The organism is Campylobacter concisus UNSWCS (genome assembly GCF_000466685.1).
GTDB lineage: Bacteria > Campylobacterota > Campylobacteria > Campylobacterales > Campylobacteraceae > Campylobacter_A > Campylobacter_A concisus_A.
This window is the reverse complement of sequence record NZ_ANNG01000013.1, coordinates 1-20,432: the sequence shown is the minus strand read 5'-3', so window position 1 is coordinate 20,432 and position 20,432 is coordinate 1. Positions and strand designations below refer to the sequence as shown.

Genomic DNA, 20,432 nt, shown 5'->3' with positions numbered 1-20,432 from the left:
ATATAATCCCACGAAAAAAGGAGAGTCTATGAAATTTTTCAATGCATTTTTTACTGGCATTATATTTGTTCTAGCTCCTATTTTTACGCTATTTGTTGGAATTTACAACAACTACTTTTCATTTTATGGCATAAATGAGTATTTCAATGTGATTTTTGTGGATAATGTGCCTTTTTTGTGGCTTTTACCTGTGTTTTTTATATTTGGATATTGTTTCTTTTACGCGCCATTTAGAAAAATTTTTAGAGCCTTTTATCTGCTCTTGCTTGTGCTTTGCGCGCTCAGTTGGTATCCTGATTTTGGACGAAGTTTGGGCGAGGCTTATTTTATGAGCAAGCCACTTGAGATGGATCTATCTTCAAATTTACAAAGTGATCAAAAAACAAGTGGCAAAGTCCTTTATGACGGACGAAGAGAAATTTATTTTCTAAGAAGTGACAATGATAAAGTCGTTAAAATTTCAAAGTAAAGTTTTACCTTTATTTAGTTACAATGGCATAAAAATTTAAAGGTTTAAAATGCGTATAAAACTTCCACATGTACCTTATGTCTCACATAAAATAGCAATAGATCTTTTAAACTGTGGTTTTGTAAAGTTAAACAAAGGTATCGAGCCAATCGTAGCAAAAGCAAGTGAAATTTTAACTACTGACGTTCAAAAAGAAAGAGCGCTAGATGAGCGAGTAAATGAGCTTTTAGAGAAAAACGAGGACGAGATGCAAACTATGCAAATCGACCGCAAAAATATGTTTTGGCTCGTTAAAAAGAAACTTGCTGGCGAATTTGACGTCATTTTAACTCATGAAGATAGATTTAGCAATGTCGCTCACAAGATACTTGAAGCTATCTGGAAGAGCGATTTGGTAGAGTATAATGTATCAGAAAATCGCGTGAAAAATGTCATTTATAGCTCAATAGATGAGTATCTAAAAAACTATGAGAAGATAGAAGATAGCGTCTATGAGATGATGCAAAACTACAAACGCAAACTTATCCCTGGAACTGACGAATACGACCTGATTTTCGAGCGTTTGTATCAAGATGAGCTTAAAAAAAGAGGAATGCTTTAATGAAAGCTTATATCTACATTGAAAACGGCGTTTTTTTAGAGGCAAAAGCCTTTGGTGCTCACGGCGAGTGCGCAGGCGAGCTCGTTTTTAATACCTCTATGACTGGCTATGAGGAGATCATGAGCGATCCAAGCTATGCTGGTCAGTTTATCGTCTTTACTATGCCAGAGATCGGCATCGTTGGCATAAACGAAGATGATATGGAGAGCCTTAGAATTCATGCAAGTGGCGTCATAATGAGAAGCTACAACGAAATCCCGTCAAACTACCGCTCGCAAAAGTCTTTAGGCAAATTTTTCGAAGAGCAGGGCAAATTTGGCGTTTATGACGTTGATACTAGATATTTGACAAAGATGCTACGTGATGAAGGCGCTTTAATGGCCTACATCTCAACGCAGATAAGCGACAAAGACGAGCTAAAACGTAGACTTGAAAGCAGCGGGCGCATAGAAAATATAAACTACGTAAAAACGGTCAGCGCTATGGACGAGTACGAGCATAAAAAAGGCGCTTGGGATAGAAATTTAAAGTCATATAAGCCGCTAAAAAGTATCGGCAAAAAGATAGCTGTTTTTGACTTTGGCGTAAAGAGAAATATCCTAAATGAGCTATGCGAAACTGGTCTTGAGGTCATCGTCGTGCCACACGATACTAAGGCTGAAGTTTTGATAGATAAATTTAAAAATGGCGAGATAAACGGGGTATTTTTATCAAATGGCCCAGGCGAGCCAAAGAATTTAAAGGCCGAAATCGCTGAGATCAAAAAGATGATAGAGGCAAAAATCCCGATATTTGGCATATGCCTTGGACATCAGCTGCTTTCAAATGCCTTTGGATACGAGACATATAAACTTAAATTTGGTCAGCATGGAGCAAACCATCCAGTCTTAAATTTAGAGACAAAAGCGATCGAGATAACAACGCAAAATCACAACTACAACGTGCCAGAGAGCATCGTAGAGGTGGCGGTTGTGACACATAGAAATTTGTTTGACAACACGATCGAGGGCGTAAGATACAAGGACTATCCGATCTTTTCAGTCCAGCACCACCCAGAAGCAAGCAGCGGTCCTAACGAGAGCAAATATATATTTAAGCAGTTTTTAGAAATTTTATAATGCAAGATATAAGCCTCTACACGATCATCGCGGTTGCTTTTATGAGCAGCTTTAGTCATTGTGTTGGCATGTGTAGCGGGTTTTTGGGCTTGCAAGCTCTATTTTTTAAAGGCAAAAGTAAGAGTAAAATTTTAATGCTAAGCACGCTTTATAACATGGCTAGAATTTCTGCTTATGTGGCTTTGGGCGCGTTATTTGGCGCTTTTGGAGCGGTCATTGGCTTTGGATTGCAAGCAAGAGGTGTTATATTTTTTATAGTTGGCCTAGTGATCGCATTTATTGGCATCGCACTGCTTTTTAGGGGCGAGCTTTTAAAATTTGTAGAGAGCGAAAAAGCACTTAAATTTATAGTAAAAATGGCAAAAACAAGCATGCAAAAGAGAAATTTAGCAAATTTCTTGCTACTTGGCTTTTTAAATGGGCTTTTGCCTTGTGGAGTGGTCTATTATTTTTTAGCGCTTGGAGTTTTAAGCGCAAATGCAGCCGATGCGTCGCTCATAATGCTTGTATTTGGACTTTGTACTTTGCCAGCGATGCTGTTAGCTAGCTTTGTTTTTGGTTTGATAAGAGAGAAATTTAAAGAGATCATGTTTAAGCTCTCGGCTTGCATAATGATCTTAAACGGACTTTATCTATCATTTTTAGGATATAGAGCAAATGCCTAGTTTAAATTTAGATGAAAATTTTCTATCAAGTAGCGAGGGTATGAGACTTGCTAAGCTTGCGATGATGGGCGAGATGATGGCAAATATAACTCACCAGTGGAAGCAGCCGCTAAATGAGCTAAGCTTAGTTTTATACAAGATGAAAAAGCTTGCAGGCAGCGAAGACGGCGAATTTATTGGCTCTTATGAGAGGGCTATGCAGATCATAAAGTATATGTCAGAAACTGCTGATGAGTTTAGCTCGTTTTTAAACCCAAACACACTTTCGCAAGAATTTAGCCTAGCAGACGCAGCTAGAGCATCGATACAGATTGTAAAAGGTGTGATGAAAAAAGATGGCGTTCATATAGAGCTTGAAGTGCTAGGCGATTCTAAAATTTATGGCCACAAAAACAGACTTATGCAAGTCATCATAAATTTACTAAATAACGCAAAAGACGCACTAAATTTACAAAAGATAGAAGATAAAAATATAAAAATAAAGATTGATAGCGATGAAAAATTTGCTTACTTAAGTGTAGAAGATAATGGTGGTGGCATAGATAAAAATGTGATAGATGAGATATTTAAGCCATATTTTACTACCAAAGAAGATGCCAAAGGCACTGGCTTAGGACTTTATATGTCAAAGCAAATAATCGATCAATTTAACGCAGAAATAACAGCGGGCAACAGCGATAATGGAGCCTGTTTTTTAATAAAGTTACCACACAAAGGAGAGATAGATGAATAAAATTTTAAAGAACCTAACGGTTTTGCTTGTCGAAGACGATAGCGACAGCAAAAAGATCATGCACGATGTGCTAAGTGACAATTTTGAGAAAGTTTTTACTGCTCAAAATGGTGATGAAGGTTTGAAAAAATTTAAAAAATATAATCCGAATATGGTAATTACAGACGCCTTTATGCCAATTAGCGATGGACTTGATATGACAAGATATATCAAGGAAATTTCTAAGGACACACCTATCATCGTCCTAAGTGCGCACAGTGAAAAAGAGACTTTATTAAAGGCGATCGATGTTGGCGTTGATAAGTATCTTATAAAACCTATCATGGTGGATGATCTTTTAAATACGTTAGAAAATGTTGCAAAAAATAAAATAGAAACATCAAGTATCATCCAAGTTGCAAACGGATATAGCTTTAACAAAATTAAACGCGTGCTTATCAGAGATGGTGTTGAAATTTCACTTACCAAAAAAGAGCTTGCATTTATCTCACTTTTGATAAAAAGACTTGGAACGCTTGTGCTTCACGATGAGATCAAAAGCGTCGTTTGGGTTGGCGAGAGCGTTACTGAGGCAGCTATTAGGACTTTTGTTAAGCGTGTTAGAGACAAAGTTGGCAATAGCTTTATAAAAAATGTTCCTGGACTTGGTTACAAAATAGACAGAAGAATTTCCTAGTATTAAATAATTTATATTAATTAAGTTTTTTTATAGATTTTTTATCTTAGAATAACAATTCGTTAATATAAATTTAACTAGGAGGAGAATTGATGCAACCATCTCAGCTGCTACACTATGACTATAGTGTAGCAAAGCTATTCATGTTTGCCACGATACTTTTTGGTATCATAGGCATGGTTATTGGTGTAGTTATAGCCTTTCAAATGGCCTGTCCAGAGCTTAACTACATAGCTGGCGAGTATTCTATATTTGGAAGACTGCGCCCCCTTCACACTAATGGCATTATCTTTGGCTTCATGCTCTCGGGTATCTTTGCCACTTGGTACTACATCGGACAGCGTGTTTTAAAGGTCTCGATGAGCGAGTCGCCATTTTTGATGTTTATTGGCAAGCTTCACTTTTGGCTATATATGCTTGTTATGGTTTTGGCTGTTGTTACGCTTTTTATGGGCGATAGCACAGCGAAAGAGTACGCCGAGCTTGAGTGGCCACTAGATATCGCAGTGGTTCTGGTTTGGGTACTTTGGGGTATTAGTATATTTGGCCTCATCGGTATCCGCCGCGAAAAGACACTTTACATCTCAGTTTGGTACTACATCGCTACATTTTTAGGCGTTGCGATGCTATATCTATTTAACAATATGGAAGTTCCAACAAGGCTCGTTAGTGGATATGGCTCATGGCTACACTCTGTATCTATGTACGCTGGCTCAAACGACGCTTTGGTTCAGTGGTGGTACGGCCACAACGCGGTTGCATTCGTCTTTACAGTGGCTATCATCGCTCAAATTTATTATTTCTTGCCAAAAGAGAGCGGTCAGCCGATATTTTCATATAAATTATCGCTATTTTCATTTTGGGGTCTGATGTTCATCTACCTTTGGGCTGGCGGACACCACCTCATATACTCTGCTACGCCTGATTGGATGCAGACTATGGGCTCAGTCTTTTCTATCGTTTTGATCCTGCCTTCATGGGGCTCAGCGATAAACATCCTTCTTACGATGAAGGGTGAGTGGGCGCAGCTTAGAGAGAGTCCGCTTATCAAATTTATGATCCTAGCTTCGACATTTTATATGTTCTCAACACTTGAAGGTCCGATCCTTTCTATCAAGTCTGTAAATGCCCTAGCGCACTTTACTGACTGGGTACCAGGACACGTTCACGACGGTGCTCTTGGATGGGTTGGCTTTATGATCATGGCGGCACTTTATCACATGACACCGCGCGTGTTTAAGCGTGAAATTTACTCAAAGTCACTAATGGAAGCTCAGTTTTGGATACAAACAACAGGCATTGTTTTATACTTTGCCTCTATGTGGATCGCTGGTATCACACAGGGTATGATGTGGAGAGCGACTGATAGCTATGGAAATTTACTCTACTCGTTTATAGACACGGTAGTCGTGCTTATCCCATACTACTACATAAGGGCTATTGGCGGACTTCTTTATCTAGTTGGCTTCTTGATGTTTGCTTATAATATCTACAAATCAACTTCTGCTAAAGCTATCTTAGCAGAGCCAAAAAGCGCTTCGCCAATGGGCGGCGGGGCAAAATCTAGTGCGGAGGTGATGTGATGTTTGCTTGGCTAGAAAAAAATCCATTCTTTTTTGCGGTTTGTGTTTTTATTGTCATCGCTTACGCTGGCATAGTTGAAATTTTACCAGACTTTGCAAACAGAGCTAGACCACTTGAGGGCACAAAGCCTTACACTGTTTTAGAGCTAGCTGGCAAAAACATCTATATGCAAAATGGCTGCAACACTTGCCACTCACAAATGATCCGTCCGTTTAAAGCTGAGACTGATAGATACGGCATGTACTCACTAAGTGGCGAATTTGCCTATGATCGTCCGCACCTTTGGGGCTCAAAAAGAACAGGACCTGATCTTATGCGTGTGGGTAATTATAGAACGACTGACTGGCATGAAAATCACATGCTAAATCCAGCCTCAGTAGTGCCAGGCTCGATCATGCCTGCATATCCATTTTTATTTAAGAAAAATGCTGATATCGAGACCGCTTACGCTGAAGCGCTAACGGTTAAAAAGGTCTTTAACACGCCTTATGACGAAAAAGATATGCCAGCACTTGGCACGCTAGAGCAGACAAATGCTAACGTCAAGGCTGAGGCTGCAGTTATCGTTGAAAATATGAAAGATGAGCAGGTAAAAAGTGCATTTGAAAAAGGTGAAATTCGCCAGATCGTAGCACTCATTGCTTATCTAAATAGCCTAAAGTAGGAGCGTAAGATGGAGAACATTAGAGAGTTTCAAGCTTATGGCTATTTTTTCTTGACAGCATTTTTGGCGATCACTTTGTATGCCTATTTTTTTCATCTTTATAAGAGCGAAAAAAATGGCAGAAGAAACTACGAGAAGTACTCAAAACTAGCGCTTAACGATGAGATCGGTGGCGAAATTTTAGAGCGCAAGGCTATAAAGGAGAGTGTATGCAATGGTTAAATTTAGAAGATAATATAAATTTACTTGCGTTAATAGGTGCCATTTTAACAATCGTAATAACCGTTGTAATAGCCGGTAAATACGTTGGACAAATGAAAACAAAAAAAGAAGATAACGTGGAGCTTAGCGAGCACAACTGGGACGACATAGGTGAGTATAAAAACCCTGTCCCACTTGGCTGGGCGGTTGTATTTTTACTTATGCTAGTTTGGGCGATCTGGTACTATTTGCTGGGCTACCCACTAAATTCTTACTCACAAATCGGCGAGTACAACAAAGAGGTCAAAGAAGCAAACGCTAAATTTGAAAAAGAGTATGCAAATCCAAGCAAAGAGACGCTTCACGCTATGGGCGAGAGTATCTATCTCGTGCAGTGCTCAGCATGTCACGGCATCACAGGCGATGGCATAGGCGGCAAGGCTGCAAATTTACAAATTTGGGGCAGCGAGAAAGGCATAGTTGAGACTATACTTAATGGCTCAAAAGGACTTGATTATCCTATGGGTGAGATGCCAGCAGGTTTAGCTGACGCTGATGGCGCAAAGGCGATCGCAGCATACGTAGCTAAAGAGATAAGCGCGATAAAAAGCACTAAAAATGAAAATTTAGTAGCCACTGGCAAAGAGCTTTACGCTGCATGTGCCTCATGCCACGGCGAAGATGGCAAGGGCATGGATGGTATGTCAGTTGATCTTAGCAAATATGGCTCGGCTAGCTTTGTAGCTGACGTGCTAAATCGTGGCAAAAAAGGAGCGATCGGCACTATGCCTAAATTTAATGATGGCAGGCTAAACGAGATCCAGCAAAAAGCAGTTGGCGAGTACGTCATATCGCTATCAAAGGGCGAATAATGGAAAATAACAATAGAAATGTCTTTGCCTTAAATGGCATTAGCGGATTTTTAATAGCGGTGGTGCTTTTGCTCTCTATCCTAGCGGTGCTTACATACGTTGGCATCGGCTTGCAAAAAGATGTCGCAACCAAGCCTTACTCACTAAAAGATGCAGCTAGCATCGAGATGAAGAGCGTTGATAACGCTAAACACGTCATTGTAAAGGAGTAGCGATGCTAGGCATAATAGAAAAAGCCATTATCCTGCTAATAGTCGTCGCAGGCACAATTTGTGCTTGGTCAGTGCTTACACCAAATCACCTATTTGTAGGTTAAATTTGAAGAAATTTGCACTCATTTTTATCATTTTGCTCTGGCAAAATTTGGCTTGGGGTGCAAATTTTGTTATCAATGATGATGGAATTTTAAGCCAAAAAGTGAGCCAAAAGCTAAATGAGATCGGTAGTGAGCTTTATCAAAAAAGCGGCATAAATTTAGTAGTTGGCGTATATAAAGATGGCGAGCTTGGCATGCTTTTTAAAGAGCAAAATTTAAGCTCGCTCTTTGTATTTTTAGCACTCATAAAAGATAAGCAAAAGGTTGAAATTTTTAGCGATACAAACACTTCAAAGCTCTTTAACAAGGAGCAAATTCTAAGTGTAAATCCAGAGTCCGGCAGCATTATCCCCATTTTGGTCTCAAAAAACGGCAAAGATGTCTATAACGCCGCTATCTTAAACGGCTACGCTGATATCGCCGAGCAGATCGCTGAGAGCTTAAATTTAAAGCTAGAAAGCGGTATCGGTAGCTCAAACAAAACGACCTTAAATTTCTTGCGAATTTTCATCTACGGCTTGATCGCATTTTTTGTTCTCATCATCTTTTATAAAAAGGTAAAAAATGGCTAAAAAGAGCTTTTGGCCTTACGGCATCGTGCTTAGCATAGTTGCTATCATCTTGGCTTGCGCCGCAACCATCGTTGTTGCGATCAACAACCCAGTCGAGATGGATAGCGCTTATATGCAAAGTCACCAAAGTGTCGATGAAAACATCACATTTATAAAAGAGAGCGAGGCTAGGTTTGATGAGAAATTTGGTCTTAAATTTGAGCCAGAATTTAAAGGTTTGCAGGGTAAGTTTAAATTTCTTCTAATGCCAAAAAATGGCGAAATTTCAAGCCTTAGCTATGAAATTTTACTAACCCGCCCACAAACAAACAAAGATAACAAAACATTAAGCGCCTCATGGCAAGAGAATGAGCTTGTAAGCGAGAGTGTTGGCCTAAAAGAGGGCAGGTGGCAGCTACTTTTAAGGCTAAGCGATAAGCAAGATACGAGATATTATAAATTTGATTTTAACGCTACAAAATAGGCTAAATTTGCATCCAAAAGTTTTTAGCCAAGGTCAAAATCAAATTTAAATTTTCGCTTTCTAGCCAGCCAAAACGCTAGATCAAATCTCTTTAAAGCCAAAATTTAATCCCAAACGCTTGCTAGTTGTAACATACTCTTTAAATTTATAGATGAGCGGCGAGTATTTTTTAGTATCTAGCTTTTCATCTTTTAACAAATTTTCATCCACAAAGATGCCAACTATCCTGCAAGTAACGATGCAAAATCACTCTTTTATCTCGCACTTTTCGACGATCGTTTCTATCTGTATCTTGCACTCTTTTATGCGCGCGCTTTGGTTTTTGGCGCTAAATTTAAGCAATATAAACCCCGCGGCGCCTGAAACTACCGAACCTAGCAAGATAGCGAGCTTGTCGGTGTAGGCAAAGGCGTCCGTGTCGTTGTAGGCTAGGCCGTTAACGAAAAGGCTCATCGTAAATCCTACGCCGCAAAGCACGGCGATGCCGTAAAGCTGGATGAAATTTGACCCTTCTGGCAGCTTGGCTAGCTTAAATTTGATCGCCAAAAGGCTAAAAGAAAATACCCCGACTTGCTTGCCGATGAAAAGCCCCAGCGCCGTGCCTAGCGCGACCGGAGACAAAATCTCGTCCAGTCCGACGCCTCGCAACGAGATGCCTGCGTTTACGAAGGCAAATATCGGCAGCACGCCAAACGCCACCCAGCCGTGCAGGTCGTGCTCGATACTTTTTAGCATAGATTTGCCAGGCTCGTCTTTAAAGCTAAGCGGTATGAAAAAGGCCGCCACGACGCCCGCAAGCGTGGCGTGAACGCCTGATTTTAGCACTGCTACCCACATCACCGCGCCTACGATTAGATAGGCCGCCTTGCTCTTTACGCCGAGTCTGTTTAGTGCGAAAAGCGCGGCTAGACAAACGCTCGCGACCGCAAGCATTTGGGCGTTAAGCTCGCTCGTGTAAAATAGCGCGATAATCACGATCGCACAAAGGTCGTCGACGATCGCTAGCGTCATGAGGAAAATTTTTAAACTAGTCGGTACGCGAGGCCCGAGTAGGCTCAAAACCCCCAGAGCAAACGCGATATCCGTCGCCGTCGGTATCGCCCAGCCGCCAAGCGCGAAGGAGTCGTGTTTCGTAAAAAGATAGAAGATAACCGCAGGCACTATCAGGCCGCCTGCCGCGCCGATCGCTGGCAGCGCGATTTGCGACGGATTTTTTAGCTCGCCCTCCAGCACCTCGCGCTTTAGCTCGAGTCCGATGAGAAAGAAAAATACCGCCATCAACCCGTCGTTCACCCACAAGATCAGGGGTTTGCTTAGTCCGTATTCGCCGAAGCTTACGGTAAATTTGGTCTTTAAAAATTCGTTGTAAAAATCGCTCAAAAACGTGTTTTGACACAGTAGCGCCGCGATCGTAGCTACCATCAGCAAAATCCCGCCGCTGGCTTCGTGTTTTAAAAACTCTTTTATTCCGCCCATTTTGCTTCCTTTTCGTAATTTTGGCGATTATAGCGTATTTTTACGCTCGCATAAAATTCGGGCGAATTTGGCTATAATCAAGTCAAATTTAAAGGTAAATTTAGTAGACGCGTCGCTAAAATTTGCCATGCCGCGCTTGCGGGAGCGGGACGCTTGCGCACGGTTTTTATAGATTAAGGAGCGAAAATGAATGAAATTTTAGATATATGTAAGCGTACAAAGGCTGTTTGCGGCGAGCTTTTGAGACTTGATAGCAGGGCTAAATTTGCATCCAAAAGTTTTTAGCCAAGGTCAAAACCAAATAAATTTACCCGTAAATTTTACTTTCTAGCCAGCCAAAACGCTTACTCAAACCTCTTTAAAGCCAAAATTTAATCCCAAACGCTTGCCAGTTGCAACGTATTCTTTAAATTTATAGATAAGAGGCGAGTATCTTTGCGTATCTAGCTTTTTATCTTTTAACAAATTTTCATCCACAAATATGCCAACTATCTTGCAAGTAACGATGCAAAACCACTCTTTTATCTCGCACTTTTCTACGATCGTTTCTATTTGTATCTTGCACTCTTTTATGCGCACGCTTTTTGCCTTTATGCCAGGCTCTTTGTGTAAATTTGCCACCTTAAATTTATCACTTTCGTAGCTATATCCAAGAGCTCTTTTCTCCTCTGGCACGTCCTCATCGCCTGTTAGTTTTTCTATCTTTTTTATAGCTTCAAGCAAGCTCTCATCGCATAAATTTAGCGTGATGTCTGAGCCATTTTGGATATTTTTATAGCCTTTGTTATCAACTCCGATGCCAAGCACCACGCTATCTCCTAGCGTCCAAGAGGAGGAAAGCACGGTGATATCATCTCGCCCTTTTTGATCTTTTGTAGTGGCAAGTAGGACAGGAAAGCCGTAGTAAAAGCCAGATCTGTTTAACTCTTTATGCATTTTTGCTCCTTTTTGAAATTGTAGCCCCTAGCACTTTAAGGCTTAAATTTTTAATGAATTTAGAAAAATTTTCAAAGCTTAGCTTAAGTGAGAAAAAGCGCTCTTTTATCAGCTTTTGGCTATCATTTTTAAAAATTTAAGAGAGAAAAATGCGCAATCTAAATCAACTTTTCGTCTTTACAAACTCGCGTAAGATCAGGGAATTTAACGCTGGTTTTAACGACGAGCTCATGCCAAAGAGCCTAAGTATCGCCGAGTTTTATAAAAAGGCCGTTTTTGTAAATGGCCGCTTTGAGTGCGATAGCACCTACGCTTTAGTGCTTATGAACAGAGCCTGTGCCAGCGTCAAAGAGGCAAACTCGGTGCTTAAAATCCCAACTGAGTTTTTTGAGTTTTTGAAAAACAACGACTATCTTTTTTCATTTTTCAAAGAGCTTGCCATCAGTAAAAAGAGCATTAAAGAGATCAAATTTAACGACATTTACGCTGATTTTGAGGAGCATTTAAGCATACTTGAAGCGGTTTTAAAAGAGTATGAGAGGTTGCTTGATAAAGAGGATCTTTATGATGATATAACCCTGCCGAAAATTTACTCGATAAATGAAGCTTACATAAGAAGTTTTAGTGAAATTTCACTGCACATTGATGGCATTTTAAGCGAATTTGAGTGGGAAATTTTAGAGAAAATTTCAAAACTAACCACGCTAAAGATCATCTTTCAAACTAGCGTTTTTAACAAAAAACTAATCGAAAAGATAAGGCAAATCTCAGCCATTAGCGAGTTTGAAAACTATAAAAAATATGAGCTAAATTTAAACAAAAACGAGCTAACTTGCTTAGAAAATATCACAAAATTTGAGCCAGTTTTAGTAAGAGAATTTGCTACAAGAAGCTTGCAGTGCGCTTACGCTATGGCAAAGGCGAGCGAGTTTGTGCGTGAGGGCATAAAGCCTGAAAACATCGCAGTGATCTTGCCAGATGAGAGCTTTAGCGAGATTTTAAGGCTTCATGATAGCGCTAAAATTTTCAATTACGCCATGGGTGAGAGCTTTAAAAATACAAAATTTTATGAGGCGCTTTACTACATCACAAGAGCGATCAATGAAGAGGCAAGCCCAGTTTTTAATCAAAGTAAGTGTGAGAGCTACGAGGAGCTTGGCTTTATTTTAAGCGAATTTGGCGTGAGCGAGCAGCTTTTTGAGAAATTTAGGGCTGGCTATTTTGAGGCGTGTGAATTTACTAAATTTAAAGAGCTAATAGATGAGCTTTTGGTGCTTGAAAATGAGCCAAGATGCGAAGAGAAGCTTGCACTTGAGCTTTTTAGGATGGAGAATTTATGCAGGTATTTTAGCTTTAGCTTAAAGCAGTTAAGTGAGATTTTTTTGCTAAATATCTCGCGCCTAAGCATTGACGACGTGGGTGGAGGAAAGATCAGCGTCATGGGCATGCTAGAGAGCCGCGGGATGAAATTTGATGGCGTTATCATAGTTGATTTCAACGACAACTTCATCCCAGCAAGAAGCGCAAATGAGATGTTTTTAAACTCAAAAGTGAGGCAAAAAGCGGGGCTTATAAGCTATATTGAGCGTGAGAATTTGCAGAGATTTTACTACGAAAGCCTCATAAATAACGCCAAAAAAGTGGCGATAAGTTGCTGCGTAAATGAAGAGAGCATACCTTCAAGATTTTTAAAAAATTTCAAAACGATAAAAGATGAGAAATTTAGCGATGAGGCCTATTTAAAGCTATTTTTAAAAGGTGGTGCGAGCTTAAATTTAAGTGATGATGAGGTTATTTTAGAGCATGATTTCTTCGCAAATCCACTCTCATTTTCGACGTTAAATTTATTTCTAACTTGCCCAAGAAAATACTACTACACAAAGATAGCTCACATAGATGCGCCAAAAGCTATAGCTGGTGAGCTTGGCACAAAGCAAGGAAATAGCGTTCATAGCGCACTTTTTGAATACTATACGAGTGAGTTTTATAAGCAAAATAACACCTTTGATCTAGCCATTTTTAAAGAGATGCTAGCAAGGCAAAATCTTACGCCACTTGAGTTTGAAATTTGGACGCATAAATTTAAAGAGTATGAAATTTATGAAAACGAGCGTTTAAGGGCTGGTTTTAGGGTGCTTGAGTGCGAAAAAGAGGTGCAAAGCGAGTTTTGTGGCGTGCAGATAAAGGGATTTATCGATAGGATCGACGTTGGCGCAAACGGCGACATGCTTATACTTGATTATAAAACGGGCGAGGCAAATGTAAATTCGCTCCAGCTTGCCTTTTATGAAGCACTTTACGGCGGAGAGGTGCGAAGTGCTTACTATGCCCTAAAAAACGAGCCTAGCTTAGTTAGCTCTAAAAAAAGCGTAGAGGATCTAGGTGACGAGATAGAAAAGCTAAAAGCCATAAACAAAACTAAGATAAATTTTGAAAGAAAGAGCGGTGCTTGCGCATTTTGCGAATACGTCACACTTTGTAGGAGAGAGTTATGAAAAATTTTTTAGCCCTAAAAGCAAGCGCTGGAAGCGGTAAGACCTTTGCGCTAAGCGTTCGCTACATCGCTTTGGTGCTTCGAGGCGAAAATATAAACGAGATCGTCGCTCTAACTTTTACAAAAAAGGCAGCAAACGAGATGAAAGAGCGCATAATCGCAACTTTTTTGGATTTGCAAAACAAAAATGGCGAGCTTGAAGCGGTGTGCGCGGAGCTTGATATAAGCCAAGATGAGGCGATAAAAAGGCGAGATGAGCGCCTTGGCGTCTTTTTGCAAAGTGAGCTAAAAATTTATACATTTGATGCGTTTTTCTCTGGGATTTTGAAGAAATTTAGCCAAAATTTAGGCATTAGCCCTGATTACAGCGTGCAAGATAGCTTGCAAGATATGGCGTGGAAAAAATTTGTAAAAGAGGCGAGCAAGGATAAAAAGCTTCTTAGTGAGCTAGCCTTAATGATGATCATTTCAAGCCAAAAAGAGGCTAGCTTTTCGCAAACTTTGGCGAAATTTTATGAAAGCTTTGGTGGCGAGCTAAAAGATAGTGGCGCAAGCTATCCAGATGATAGCAAAGTAAGGGCGGCGCAAAGGGCGATAAATGAGCATATAGCCTTGCAAAATGGCGCTAGCGATGTGGCTAAAAAGACATTTGGCGAGCAGAATTTATTTGAGCTATTTAAAAGTAAGGTTTTTGCTAGAGAAAGCCTAGACTACCGCACTTTTAACAAAATTTATACTCCTGAGCTTGATAGGCTCTTTTTCGAGCTAAAAGAGGCAGCGAAAAACTACATTTTAGAGGTCGAAAAGTATAGACTAAGTGGCTTTAGCAAGCTATTAAAGCTTTATAAGGCTTCAAATTTGGAGCTAAACAAAGAGATAAATGCGCTAAGTTTTGCTGATATAAACAAGCTGGTTTTTAAGCTTTTGGTGCAAAATTTGGATAAAGAGGCGCTTTACTTTAGGCTTGATGGCAGGATAAATCACCTCTTAGTCGATGAGTTTCAAGATACAAACGTGATCCAGTATGAGATCATCTTGCCATTAATCGCTGAAATCGTCTCTGGATACGGACAAAACGGGCTTGGAAGCTTCTTTTACGTGGGCGATACGAAGCAGAGCATCTATAAATTTAGAGGTGGTAAAAAGGAGCTTTTTGACAAGCTGGGAGATGATTTTACTCAGATAGATATAGAAAATTTGCCAAGCAACTACCGCAGTTTAAAGGCTTTGGTGAAATTTAATAACGCCGTTTTTGAAGAAATTTATCATAGATATGGGCTTAGTTTTGAGCCACAAGAGCCAGCTAAAAAAGATGAGACGCTAAGCTACGAGGTAAGTGGCGAGTGCGACTATTTTGAAGTAGAAAAAGATGACTACGGCTACTTGCGTGTGCTAAGTGATGAAGATATCGCAGGTGCGGTCGTTTCGCAGGCAAGTGAGCTTTTAAAAGCTGGCGTAAATGCAAGCGATATAACCGTACTTTGCTGGAAAAATAGCGACATTAGCCTCATCTCAGAAGTGCTTGGTAGTGAGGGGATCAAAAGCGTCAATGAAGGCACTTTGGAGCTAAAAAGAACGCCGCTTGTCGCTACTATCATCGAGTATGCGAAATTTTGCCTATTTAAAGAAGAAATTTATGAAAAAAATGTAAAAGCGCTAGTAAATGCAAATGTCAAAAAACTAAATATAAAGCCAGAAGTGAGCGCGACAAATAGTCTATTTTACCTAGCGAAAAATTTAGGCATAAGCATGGCTGATGTTGATATTTTAAGGCTTTTTGAGCTAAGCGCGGGGTATAAAAATTTAAGTGATTTTATATTTAACCTTGAAAACTTTAGCTCTAAAATCAGCCCAAAAAGTAGCGACGGCGTGAGAGTGATGACCGTGCATAAGTCAAAGGGGCTTGAGTTCGCTCACGTCATAGTTTGCGACATGATGGGCAAGGGCAGGGGAGATGACTCAAATTTCATAACCGAATACAGCGAAAAGGGCGAGTGGATCGTAAAGAGTAAAATTTCAGGCAGAGAAAATTTTGATAGCGAATACGCAAGCGTTTTAGAGCAGATGAAGGAGCTTGAAAAGCAAGAAAATATCAATAAAATTTACGTCGCTTTCACAAGGGCAACAAAGTCGCTCATCATCATCAAACAAGCCGTCCCAAGCGGAAATAGTCCAAGCTTTTTCTCGTTTTACACAAGAAGCGACAAGAGCGAAGCAAATGACTATCTTGACTTAAAAGAATTTAGCTTTGGCAAAATTTTGCCTAGCAAGAGCGAGCAAAAAGAGGCAAAAAAAGATGAAAAAATGCCTGAAATTTTAAAGATAGGGAGGCAGGAGGTTGAGACAAAAGAGCAAAAAACAAGCGGCAAAAATTTAAGCGCGATATATTTTGGTCTGGCGTTTCACTATCTGCTTGAGATGAGCGAGAAATTTGATGAAATTTCACTAGAAAAAGCTAAAAATTTGATGCTAAATAAATTTCATAAATTTTTACCACTTGAGGCACTTGAAGATGCCTTTTCTAGGGCAAAAATGCTTATAAGAGAGCCAAAATTTATAGAGTGCATAAAAGGCGAAGAAATTTATAAAGAGCAGCCATTTAAAGTAAAAAATGAGCTAAAGCAGATGGACCTTTTTTGCTTTAATGAGCATGAAATTTGCGTGATTGATTATAAAACGACAGATAAAAATATAGAAGAGAACAAAAAGCAGGTAAAAGAGTATAAAGATGCGCTTGCTAAATTTTATGAAAAACATAGTATAATCGCCGTCATTTTCTATGCACTTGAGGGCAAAATTTCATATATTGAAGTTTAAATGCTACTTAATTTAAGCTTTGTCAAAGCATTGTTTAAATACAATCACAACTCAAAAATTAACTTGGCAAAGGTAAGAAAATGACAAAAATAACAAAGCCAAACGAAGTTAAGCGAGACTGGATCGTAGTTGATGCAGCTGGTAAGCGCTTTGGTAGATTGCTAACTGAGGTAGCAACTATACTTCGTGGCAAAAACAAACCATGCTTCACGCCAAACGTAGATTGTGGCGACTATGTTATCATCATAAATGCTTCTAAAGTAGAATTTACTGGTAATAACAAAGCTGAAGATAAACTTTATCACAGACACTCAGGATATTTTGGCAGCGTAAAGAGCGAGAAATTTGGCGATTTGATAGCAAATAAGCCAGAAAAACTATTTAAATTAGCTGTTCGTGGCATGCTTCCAAAGACAAAACTTGGAAGAGAGATGATAAAAAAACTAAAAGTTTATGCTGGCAGTGAGCATCCTCATACGGCACAAATAGCTAAAAAAGAAGGAAAATAATTATGGCAAAAGTTTATGCAACTGGTAAAAGAAAAACTGCCGTAGCAAAGGTTTGGATAAAAGCCGGAAGCGGTAAAATCGTAGTAAATGGTATGGATCTTAACACTTGGCTTGGCGGTCACGAGGCTATCAAGCTTAAAGTTATTCAACCACTTTTAGTAACAAAACAAGAGAGTTTAATAGACGTAGTAGCTACAACTTTAGGTGGCGGTTATTCAGCACAAGCTGAGGCTTTAAGACACGGCATTTCACGTGCTTTAGCTGATATGGATGCTGATTTTAGAGCAGCGCTTAAACCAAAAGGCTTGCTAACTAGAGATTCTCGTGTTGTTGAACGTAAGAAATTTGGTAGAAGAAAGGCTAGAAGAAGCCCACAATTCTCTAAACGTTAATGGTTTTTTGCAAGTGCTTTTGCATTTGCAAAATTTAGGTTATGTAAATTGTCAGATTTACATTAAGAATTTGGTTATAATTTAAAGTTGATTTATTTTTATTTAGGTAAAATTATAGTCAACATTAAAAATCCCTATTTGAAAGGAATTCTATTATGAAAAAGATTGCTTTAGCTATGGTTGCCGCAACAGCGGTTTTTGCGTCTAACGCAGCATACAACTATGAGATCACTCCAACTATCGGTGGTGTTCATCCAGAAGGAAATCTACGTGTAAAAGACCACAATTTTGTTGGTATTAGAGCAGCTAGAAACCTTGAAGATTTCTTCTTTGATCAAGTTGAACTTGGTGTTGATTACTCTCAAAAACTAAAAGAGAGAACAGGCGACGTTGTAAGACATGGTAGAGCTCTTAGATACCACGCAAACCTTGTAAAAGATATCGTTGACTTTGGACCAGTTAGCCTATATGGTTTAATCGGTGCTGGTTATGAAGATATACCAAACGCTTTTGTGAAAAATAAAGATGGTGGTTTTGGTCAATATGGTCTTGGTTTAAGATACCAAGTAACAGATAGATTTGCTCTTAAAGCAGAGGCAAGAGACGCTATCAAATTTGAGCACGCTGATCACAATCTATTCTATTCACTAGGCTTTGGCATCGGTCTTGATTCAAAAGCAGCTCCAGTTGTAGCAGCAGCTCCAGCAGCTCCAGCAGCAGCTCCAGCTCCAGTTCTTGATGATGACAATGACGGTGTGCCAAATGATATCGATCAATGCCCTAACACTCCAGCTGGTGTAGTTGTTGACGAAAGAGGATGCGAGAAAGTTATCGTTCTTAGAGACCTAGATGTTAACTTCGCATTTGATAGCTACAAAGTTGGACCAAAATATGCAGCTGAGATCAAAAAAGTAGCTGACTTTATGGGTGAACACCCAGATTATAAAGTTGTACTTGCTGGTCACACTGATAGTGTAGGTGCGGAAGCTTACAACCAAAAACTATCTGAAAAAAGAGCAAAAGCAGTGGCTGAGGTCCTTGCTGGTTACGGCGTAGAAAAAGCTAAAATTTCTACAGTTGGTTACGGCGAACTTAAACCAATCGCTACAAACAAAACTAAAGAAGGTCGCGCTCAAAACAGACGTGTTGAAGCTACTTTCCATAAATAATTTTATTATTTAAAATTACTTCTTTAGGGCTTGGCTTCGGCTGAGCCCTTTTTTATTTCTGCGGAGATTATCATGAAAAAAACTATACTTTTTGACTTAGATGGCACACTTATAGACTCTACTTCTGCTATTTTAAAAGGTTTTGATGTGGCGTTTTTAGTTCATGACAAGAAAGAGCCTGATCATGATGCGCTAAAATCTCTAGTAGGATATCCGCTTGAAATAATGTTTGAAAAACTCGGTGCCAAGAAGAATTTAATAGGTGAATATGTAAAAGAGTATAAAGCTTGCTACGAGAAGATCTATTTAGATGAGACTGTGCTTTTACTGCATGCTATGGATGCTTTAAAAGAAGCTAGTGTGTTTGCTGATATTGGTGTTGTTACGACAAAGACATCAAAATTTTCTATCATTTTACTTGAACATTTGGGCGTTATGAAATTTATAAAAACGGTTGTCGGACGAGATGATGTAGTAAATCCAAAACCAGATCCAGAACCTATAAATTTAGCTTTAAAGAGATTAGAAAAAGAAAAAGACAATGCGTTTATGGTTGGCGATACCATAATGGATCTAAAGGCTGCTAAAGCTGCTCTTATAACGGGCGTTGGCCTTACATGCGGATATGGCAAAGAGTCTGATTTAAGGCAGTTTAGCGAGCATATATTTGCAAATCCACATGAGGCTGTCAGCTTTATCAAAGAAGCATAATGGTGAAAGTTTATTAAGACTCCTGAGTCTGATACCATTTAAACGTAAATTTATTCATAAATTTTTGTTTTAACTTATTACAAAATGCTTTAGATAGATAAAAAAGAATTTTATAATTTCATATCAAAAATACCTGCTACTATTTTGATATGATTATTGATCTAAACAAATCCTTGCCTTTAATAAATTCTGCATTCGATTTGTTGTTCTAGATAAATTTGCTAATAAAATATGTAAATAAATATACCCGTATGTGAATATGCTTGATAGGGATTTTTTGTGCTTCGAAAAAGAGCCAGAATTTGTAGATATCGCACTTAAACGAAAGGCTGAGCTAGAAGCAAATTTTATAAAATTTAGAGATAAATTTAGTGATATAAAAATGCTTGAGAGCTTAAAATTTGGCTAGATTTAAGATCCCTTACTTCACAACTATCCGCGCAGCACTTGCAGCTGCTAAGTCGCTAAGCACAGTTCAAACTGGCAAAGCGCTTGAAGTAAAAAGCTTACAAGAGTATCTAAGCGAGAGATGAACCAAAAAGAGTGCGTAGTAGAAGCGTTGGTTAGCCTTGGCGGCATGGCAACGCTTTTTGATCTTTACCATAAAACTGATGTGAGTACTTGGGGCAGCAAAACTCCATTTGCTAGTATAAGACGAATAGTGCAGACTAATAAAGAATTTTATAAGATCAGAGCTGGACTTTGGGGACTTTGTGATTTTAGAGATAAAAATTTAGCCAAAACAGGCGATAGTAAGATCGAGCAAAATGCGAAATTTACACATTCTTATTTTCAAGGTGTTATGCCAAGATAGGAAATTTAAGGCATTTTCAAACGTTTATCCCAGCTCAAGATAAGAATAAAATTTATAAATCAGACAAGAAACTTTGTGAGCTTAAGCGAGAAACAATAAATTTAGTGGCAGTTTTGGCTGCCACTCTAAATTTCACTTCTATTTGATTAGCTATTTTTTAAAGCGCTAGCCACCTTTAAA

25 protein-coding genes are annotated in these 20,432 nt (G+C 39.1%); 22 read left to right on the top strand and 3 right to left on the bottom strand.

Going from position 1 to position 20,432, the window contains the following annotated elements; genetic code table 11:
• The first annotated feature begins 28 nt into the window (after positions 1–28).
• The 13 genes from UNSWCS_RS04615 (at position 29) to UNSWCS_RS04555 (ending at position 8,934) form a co-directional block, all read left to right on the top strand.
• Positions 29–469 carry a hypothetical protein gene (locus UNSWCS_RS04615; RefSeq protein WP_021087556.1) on the top strand — a complete coding sequence of 147 codons (441 nt, stop codon included), beginning with the start codon at positions 29–31 and terminating at the stop codon, positions 467–469.
• A 49-nt stretch (positions 470–518) separates the two neighbouring features.
• Positions 519–1,070 carry a DUF507 family protein gene (locus UNSWCS_RS04610; protein WP_021087551.1) on the top strand — a complete coding sequence of 184 codons (552 nt, stop codon included), beginning with the start codon at positions 519–521 and terminating at the stop codon, positions 1,068–1,070.
• Positions 1,070–2,188 (top strand): glutamine-hydrolyzing carbamoyl-phosphate synthase small subunit, encoded by a 1,119-nt coding sequence (carA, locus tag UNSWCS_RS04605; protein ID WP_021087553.1) that lies wholly within the window; start codon positions 1,070–1,072, stop codon positions 2,186–2,188. The genes UNSWCS_RS04610 and carA overlap by 1 nt, the downstream gene beginning before the upstream one ends.
• Positions 2,188–2,853, top strand: a complete 666-nt coding sequence (locus UNSWCS_RS04600) for a sulfite exporter TauE/SafE family protein (protein WP_021087554.1) — start codon at positions 2,188–2,190, stop codon at positions 2,851–2,853. Before carA ends, UNSWCS_RS04600 begins: the two co-directional genes overlap by 1 nt.
• Positions 2,846–3,586: a sensor histidine kinase gene (locus UNSWCS_RS04595; RefSeq protein ID WP_021087513.1), complete on the top strand. Its 741-nt coding sequence runs from the start codon at positions 2,846–2,848 to the stop codon at positions 3,584–3,586. The genes UNSWCS_RS04600 and UNSWCS_RS04595 overlap by 8 nt, the downstream gene beginning before the upstream one ends.
• Positions 3,579–4,262 (top strand): response regulator transcription factor, encoded by a 684-nt coding sequence (locus UNSWCS_RS04590; protein WP_021087555.1) that lies wholly within the window; start codon positions 3,579–3,581, stop codon positions 4,260–4,262. Before UNSWCS_RS04595 ends, UNSWCS_RS04590 begins: the two co-directional genes overlap by 8 nt.
• Positions 4,263–4,354: 92 nt before the next feature.
• Positions 4,355–5,845, top strand: a complete 1,491-nt coding sequence (gene ccoN, locus UNSWCS_RS04585) for a cytochrome-c oxidase, cbb3-type subunit I (RefSeq protein WP_035143518.1) — start codon at positions 4,355–4,357, stop codon at positions 5,843–5,845.
• Complete coding sequence (gene ccoO, locus UNSWCS_RS04580; RefSeq protein ID WP_021087548.1) at positions 5,845–6,510, top strand: cytochrome-c oxidase, cbb3-type subunit II; 666 nt, start codon at positions 5,845–5,847, stop codon at positions 6,508–6,510. The genes ccoN and ccoO overlap by 1 nt, the downstream gene beginning before the upstream one ends.
• Before the next feature lie 9 nt (positions 6,511–6,519).
• Positions 6,520–6,732 (top strand): cytochrome c oxidase, cbb3-type, CcoQ subunit, encoded by a 213-nt coding sequence (locus UNSWCS_RS04575; protein ID WP_021087538.1) that lies wholly within the window; start codon positions 6,520–6,522, stop codon positions 6,730–6,732.
• The gene (locus tag UNSWCS_RS04570) at positions 6,720–7,583 is read left to right on the top strand and encodes a c-type cytochrome (RefSeq protein WP_021087542.1); all 864 of its coding nucleotides are present in this window, start codon (positions 6,720–6,722) and stop codon (positions 7,581–7,583) included. The genes UNSWCS_RS04575 and UNSWCS_RS04570 overlap by 13 nt, the downstream gene beginning before the upstream one ends.
• Complete coding sequence (locus UNSWCS_RS04565; RefSeq protein WP_021087527.1) at positions 7,583–7,795, top strand: DUF4006 family protein; 213 nt, start codon at positions 7,583–7,585, stop codon at positions 7,793–7,795. Before UNSWCS_RS04570 ends, UNSWCS_RS04565 begins: the two co-directional genes overlap by 1 nt.
• A 106-nt stretch (positions 7,796–7,901) precedes the next feature.
• Entirely contained in the window at positions 7,902–8,471 is a 570-nt protein-coding gene (locus tag UNSWCS_RS04560; protein ID WP_021087546.1) for a hypothetical protein, read from the top strand.
• Positions 8,464–8,934 (top strand): FixH family protein, encoded by a 471-nt coding sequence (locus tag UNSWCS_RS04555; RefSeq protein WP_021087534.1) that lies wholly within the window; start codon positions 8,464–8,466, stop codon positions 8,932–8,934. The genes UNSWCS_RS04560 and UNSWCS_RS04555 overlap by 8 nt, the downstream gene beginning before the upstream one ends.
• A gap of 81 nt (positions 8,935–9,015) precedes the next feature.
• On the opposite strand, the gene UNSWCS_RS12640 is transcribed toward UNSWCS_RS04555, so the two are convergent.
• From UNSWCS_RS12640 to UNSWCS_RS04545, 3 genes are all read right to left on the bottom strand, one after another.
• Positions 9,016–9,144 (bottom strand): hypothetical protein, encoded by a 129-nt coding sequence (locus UNSWCS_RS12640; protein ID WP_021087518.1) that lies wholly within the window; start codon positions 9,142–9,144, stop codon positions 9,016–9,018.
• 36 nt (positions 9,145–9,180) lie between these two features.
• Complete coding sequence (gene nhaA / locus UNSWCS_RS04550; protein WP_021087526.1) at positions 9,181–10,410, bottom strand: Na+/H+ antiporter NhaA; 1,230 nt, start codon at positions 10,408–10,410, stop codon at positions 9,181–9,183.
• A gap of 348 nt (positions 10,411–10,758) precedes the next feature.
• Complete coding sequence (locus tag UNSWCS_RS04545; RefSeq protein ID WP_021087535.1) at positions 10,759–11,346, bottom strand: flavin reductase; 588 nt, start codon at positions 11,344–11,346, stop codon at positions 10,759–10,761.
• 149 nt (positions 11,347–11,495) lie between these two features.
• On the opposite strand from UNSWCS_RS04545, the gene UNSWCS_RS04540 reads away from it, so the two are divergent.
• The 9 genes from UNSWCS_RS04540 to UNSWCS_RS04510 all read left to right on the top strand — a co-directional run bounded on the left by UNSWCS_RS04540 (position 11,496) and on the right by UNSWCS_RS04510 (position 20,252).
• Positions 11,496–13,841 (top strand): PD-(D/E)XK nuclease family protein, encoded by a 2,346-nt coding sequence (locus UNSWCS_RS04540; RefSeq protein ID WP_021087549.1) that lies wholly within the window; start codon positions 11,496–11,498, stop codon positions 13,839–13,841.
• Complete coding sequence (locus UNSWCS_RS04535; protein ID WP_021087536.1) at positions 13,838–16,657, top strand: RecB-like helicase; 2,820 nt, start codon at positions 13,838–13,840, stop codon at positions 16,655–16,657. Before UNSWCS_RS04540 ends, UNSWCS_RS04535 begins: the two co-directional genes overlap by 4 nt.
• 80 nt (positions 16,658–16,737) lie before the next feature.
• Positions 16,738–17,166 (top strand): 50S ribosomal protein L13, encoded by a 429-nt coding sequence (gene rplM, locus UNSWCS_RS04530; protein WP_002939292.1) that lies wholly within the window; start codon positions 16,738–16,740, stop codon positions 17,164–17,166.
• Positions 17,167–17,168: 2 nt separating this feature from the next.
• Positions 17,169–17,558, top strand: a complete 390-nt coding sequence (gene rpsI / locus UNSWCS_RS04525) for a 30S ribosomal protein S9 (protein ID WP_021084780.1) — start codon at positions 17,169–17,171, stop codon at positions 17,556–17,558.
• 155 nt (positions 17,559–17,713) lie between these two features.
• A complete protein-coding gene (locus UNSWCS_RS04520; protein WP_021087531.1) occupies positions 17,714–18,727 on the top strand; it encodes an OmpA family protein in 1,014 nt (337 codons plus the stop codon).
• Between the two features lie 72 nt (positions 18,728–18,799).
• The gene (locus tag UNSWCS_RS04515; protein WP_021087544.1) at positions 18,800–19,438 is read left to right on the top strand and encodes an HAD family hydrolase; all 639 of its coding nucleotides are present in this window, start codon (positions 18,800–18,802) and stop codon (positions 19,436–19,438) included.
• 259 nt (positions 19,439–19,697) lie between these two features.
• Positions 19,698–19,847 carry a hypothetical protein gene (locus UNSWCS_RS11945; protein ID WP_021087524.1) on the top strand — a complete coding sequence of 50 codons (150 nt, stop codon included), beginning with the start codon at positions 19,698–19,700 and terminating at the stop codon, positions 19,845–19,847.
• Positions 19,840–19,971: a hypothetical protein gene (locus UNSWCS_RS12635; RefSeq protein ID WP_021087514.1), complete on the top strand. Its 132-nt coding sequence runs from the start codon at positions 19,840–19,842 to the stop codon at positions 19,969–19,971. The genes UNSWCS_RS11945 and UNSWCS_RS12635 overlap by 8 nt, the downstream gene beginning before the upstream one ends.
• Positions 19,968–20,252 (top strand): hypothetical protein, encoded by a 285-nt coding sequence (locus UNSWCS_RS04510; RefSeq protein WP_051267825.1) that lies wholly within the window; start codon positions 19,968–19,970, stop codon positions 20,250–20,252. Before UNSWCS_RS12635 ends, UNSWCS_RS04510 begins: the two co-directional genes overlap by 4 nt.
• Positions 20,253–20,432: the final 180 nt, after the last annotated feature.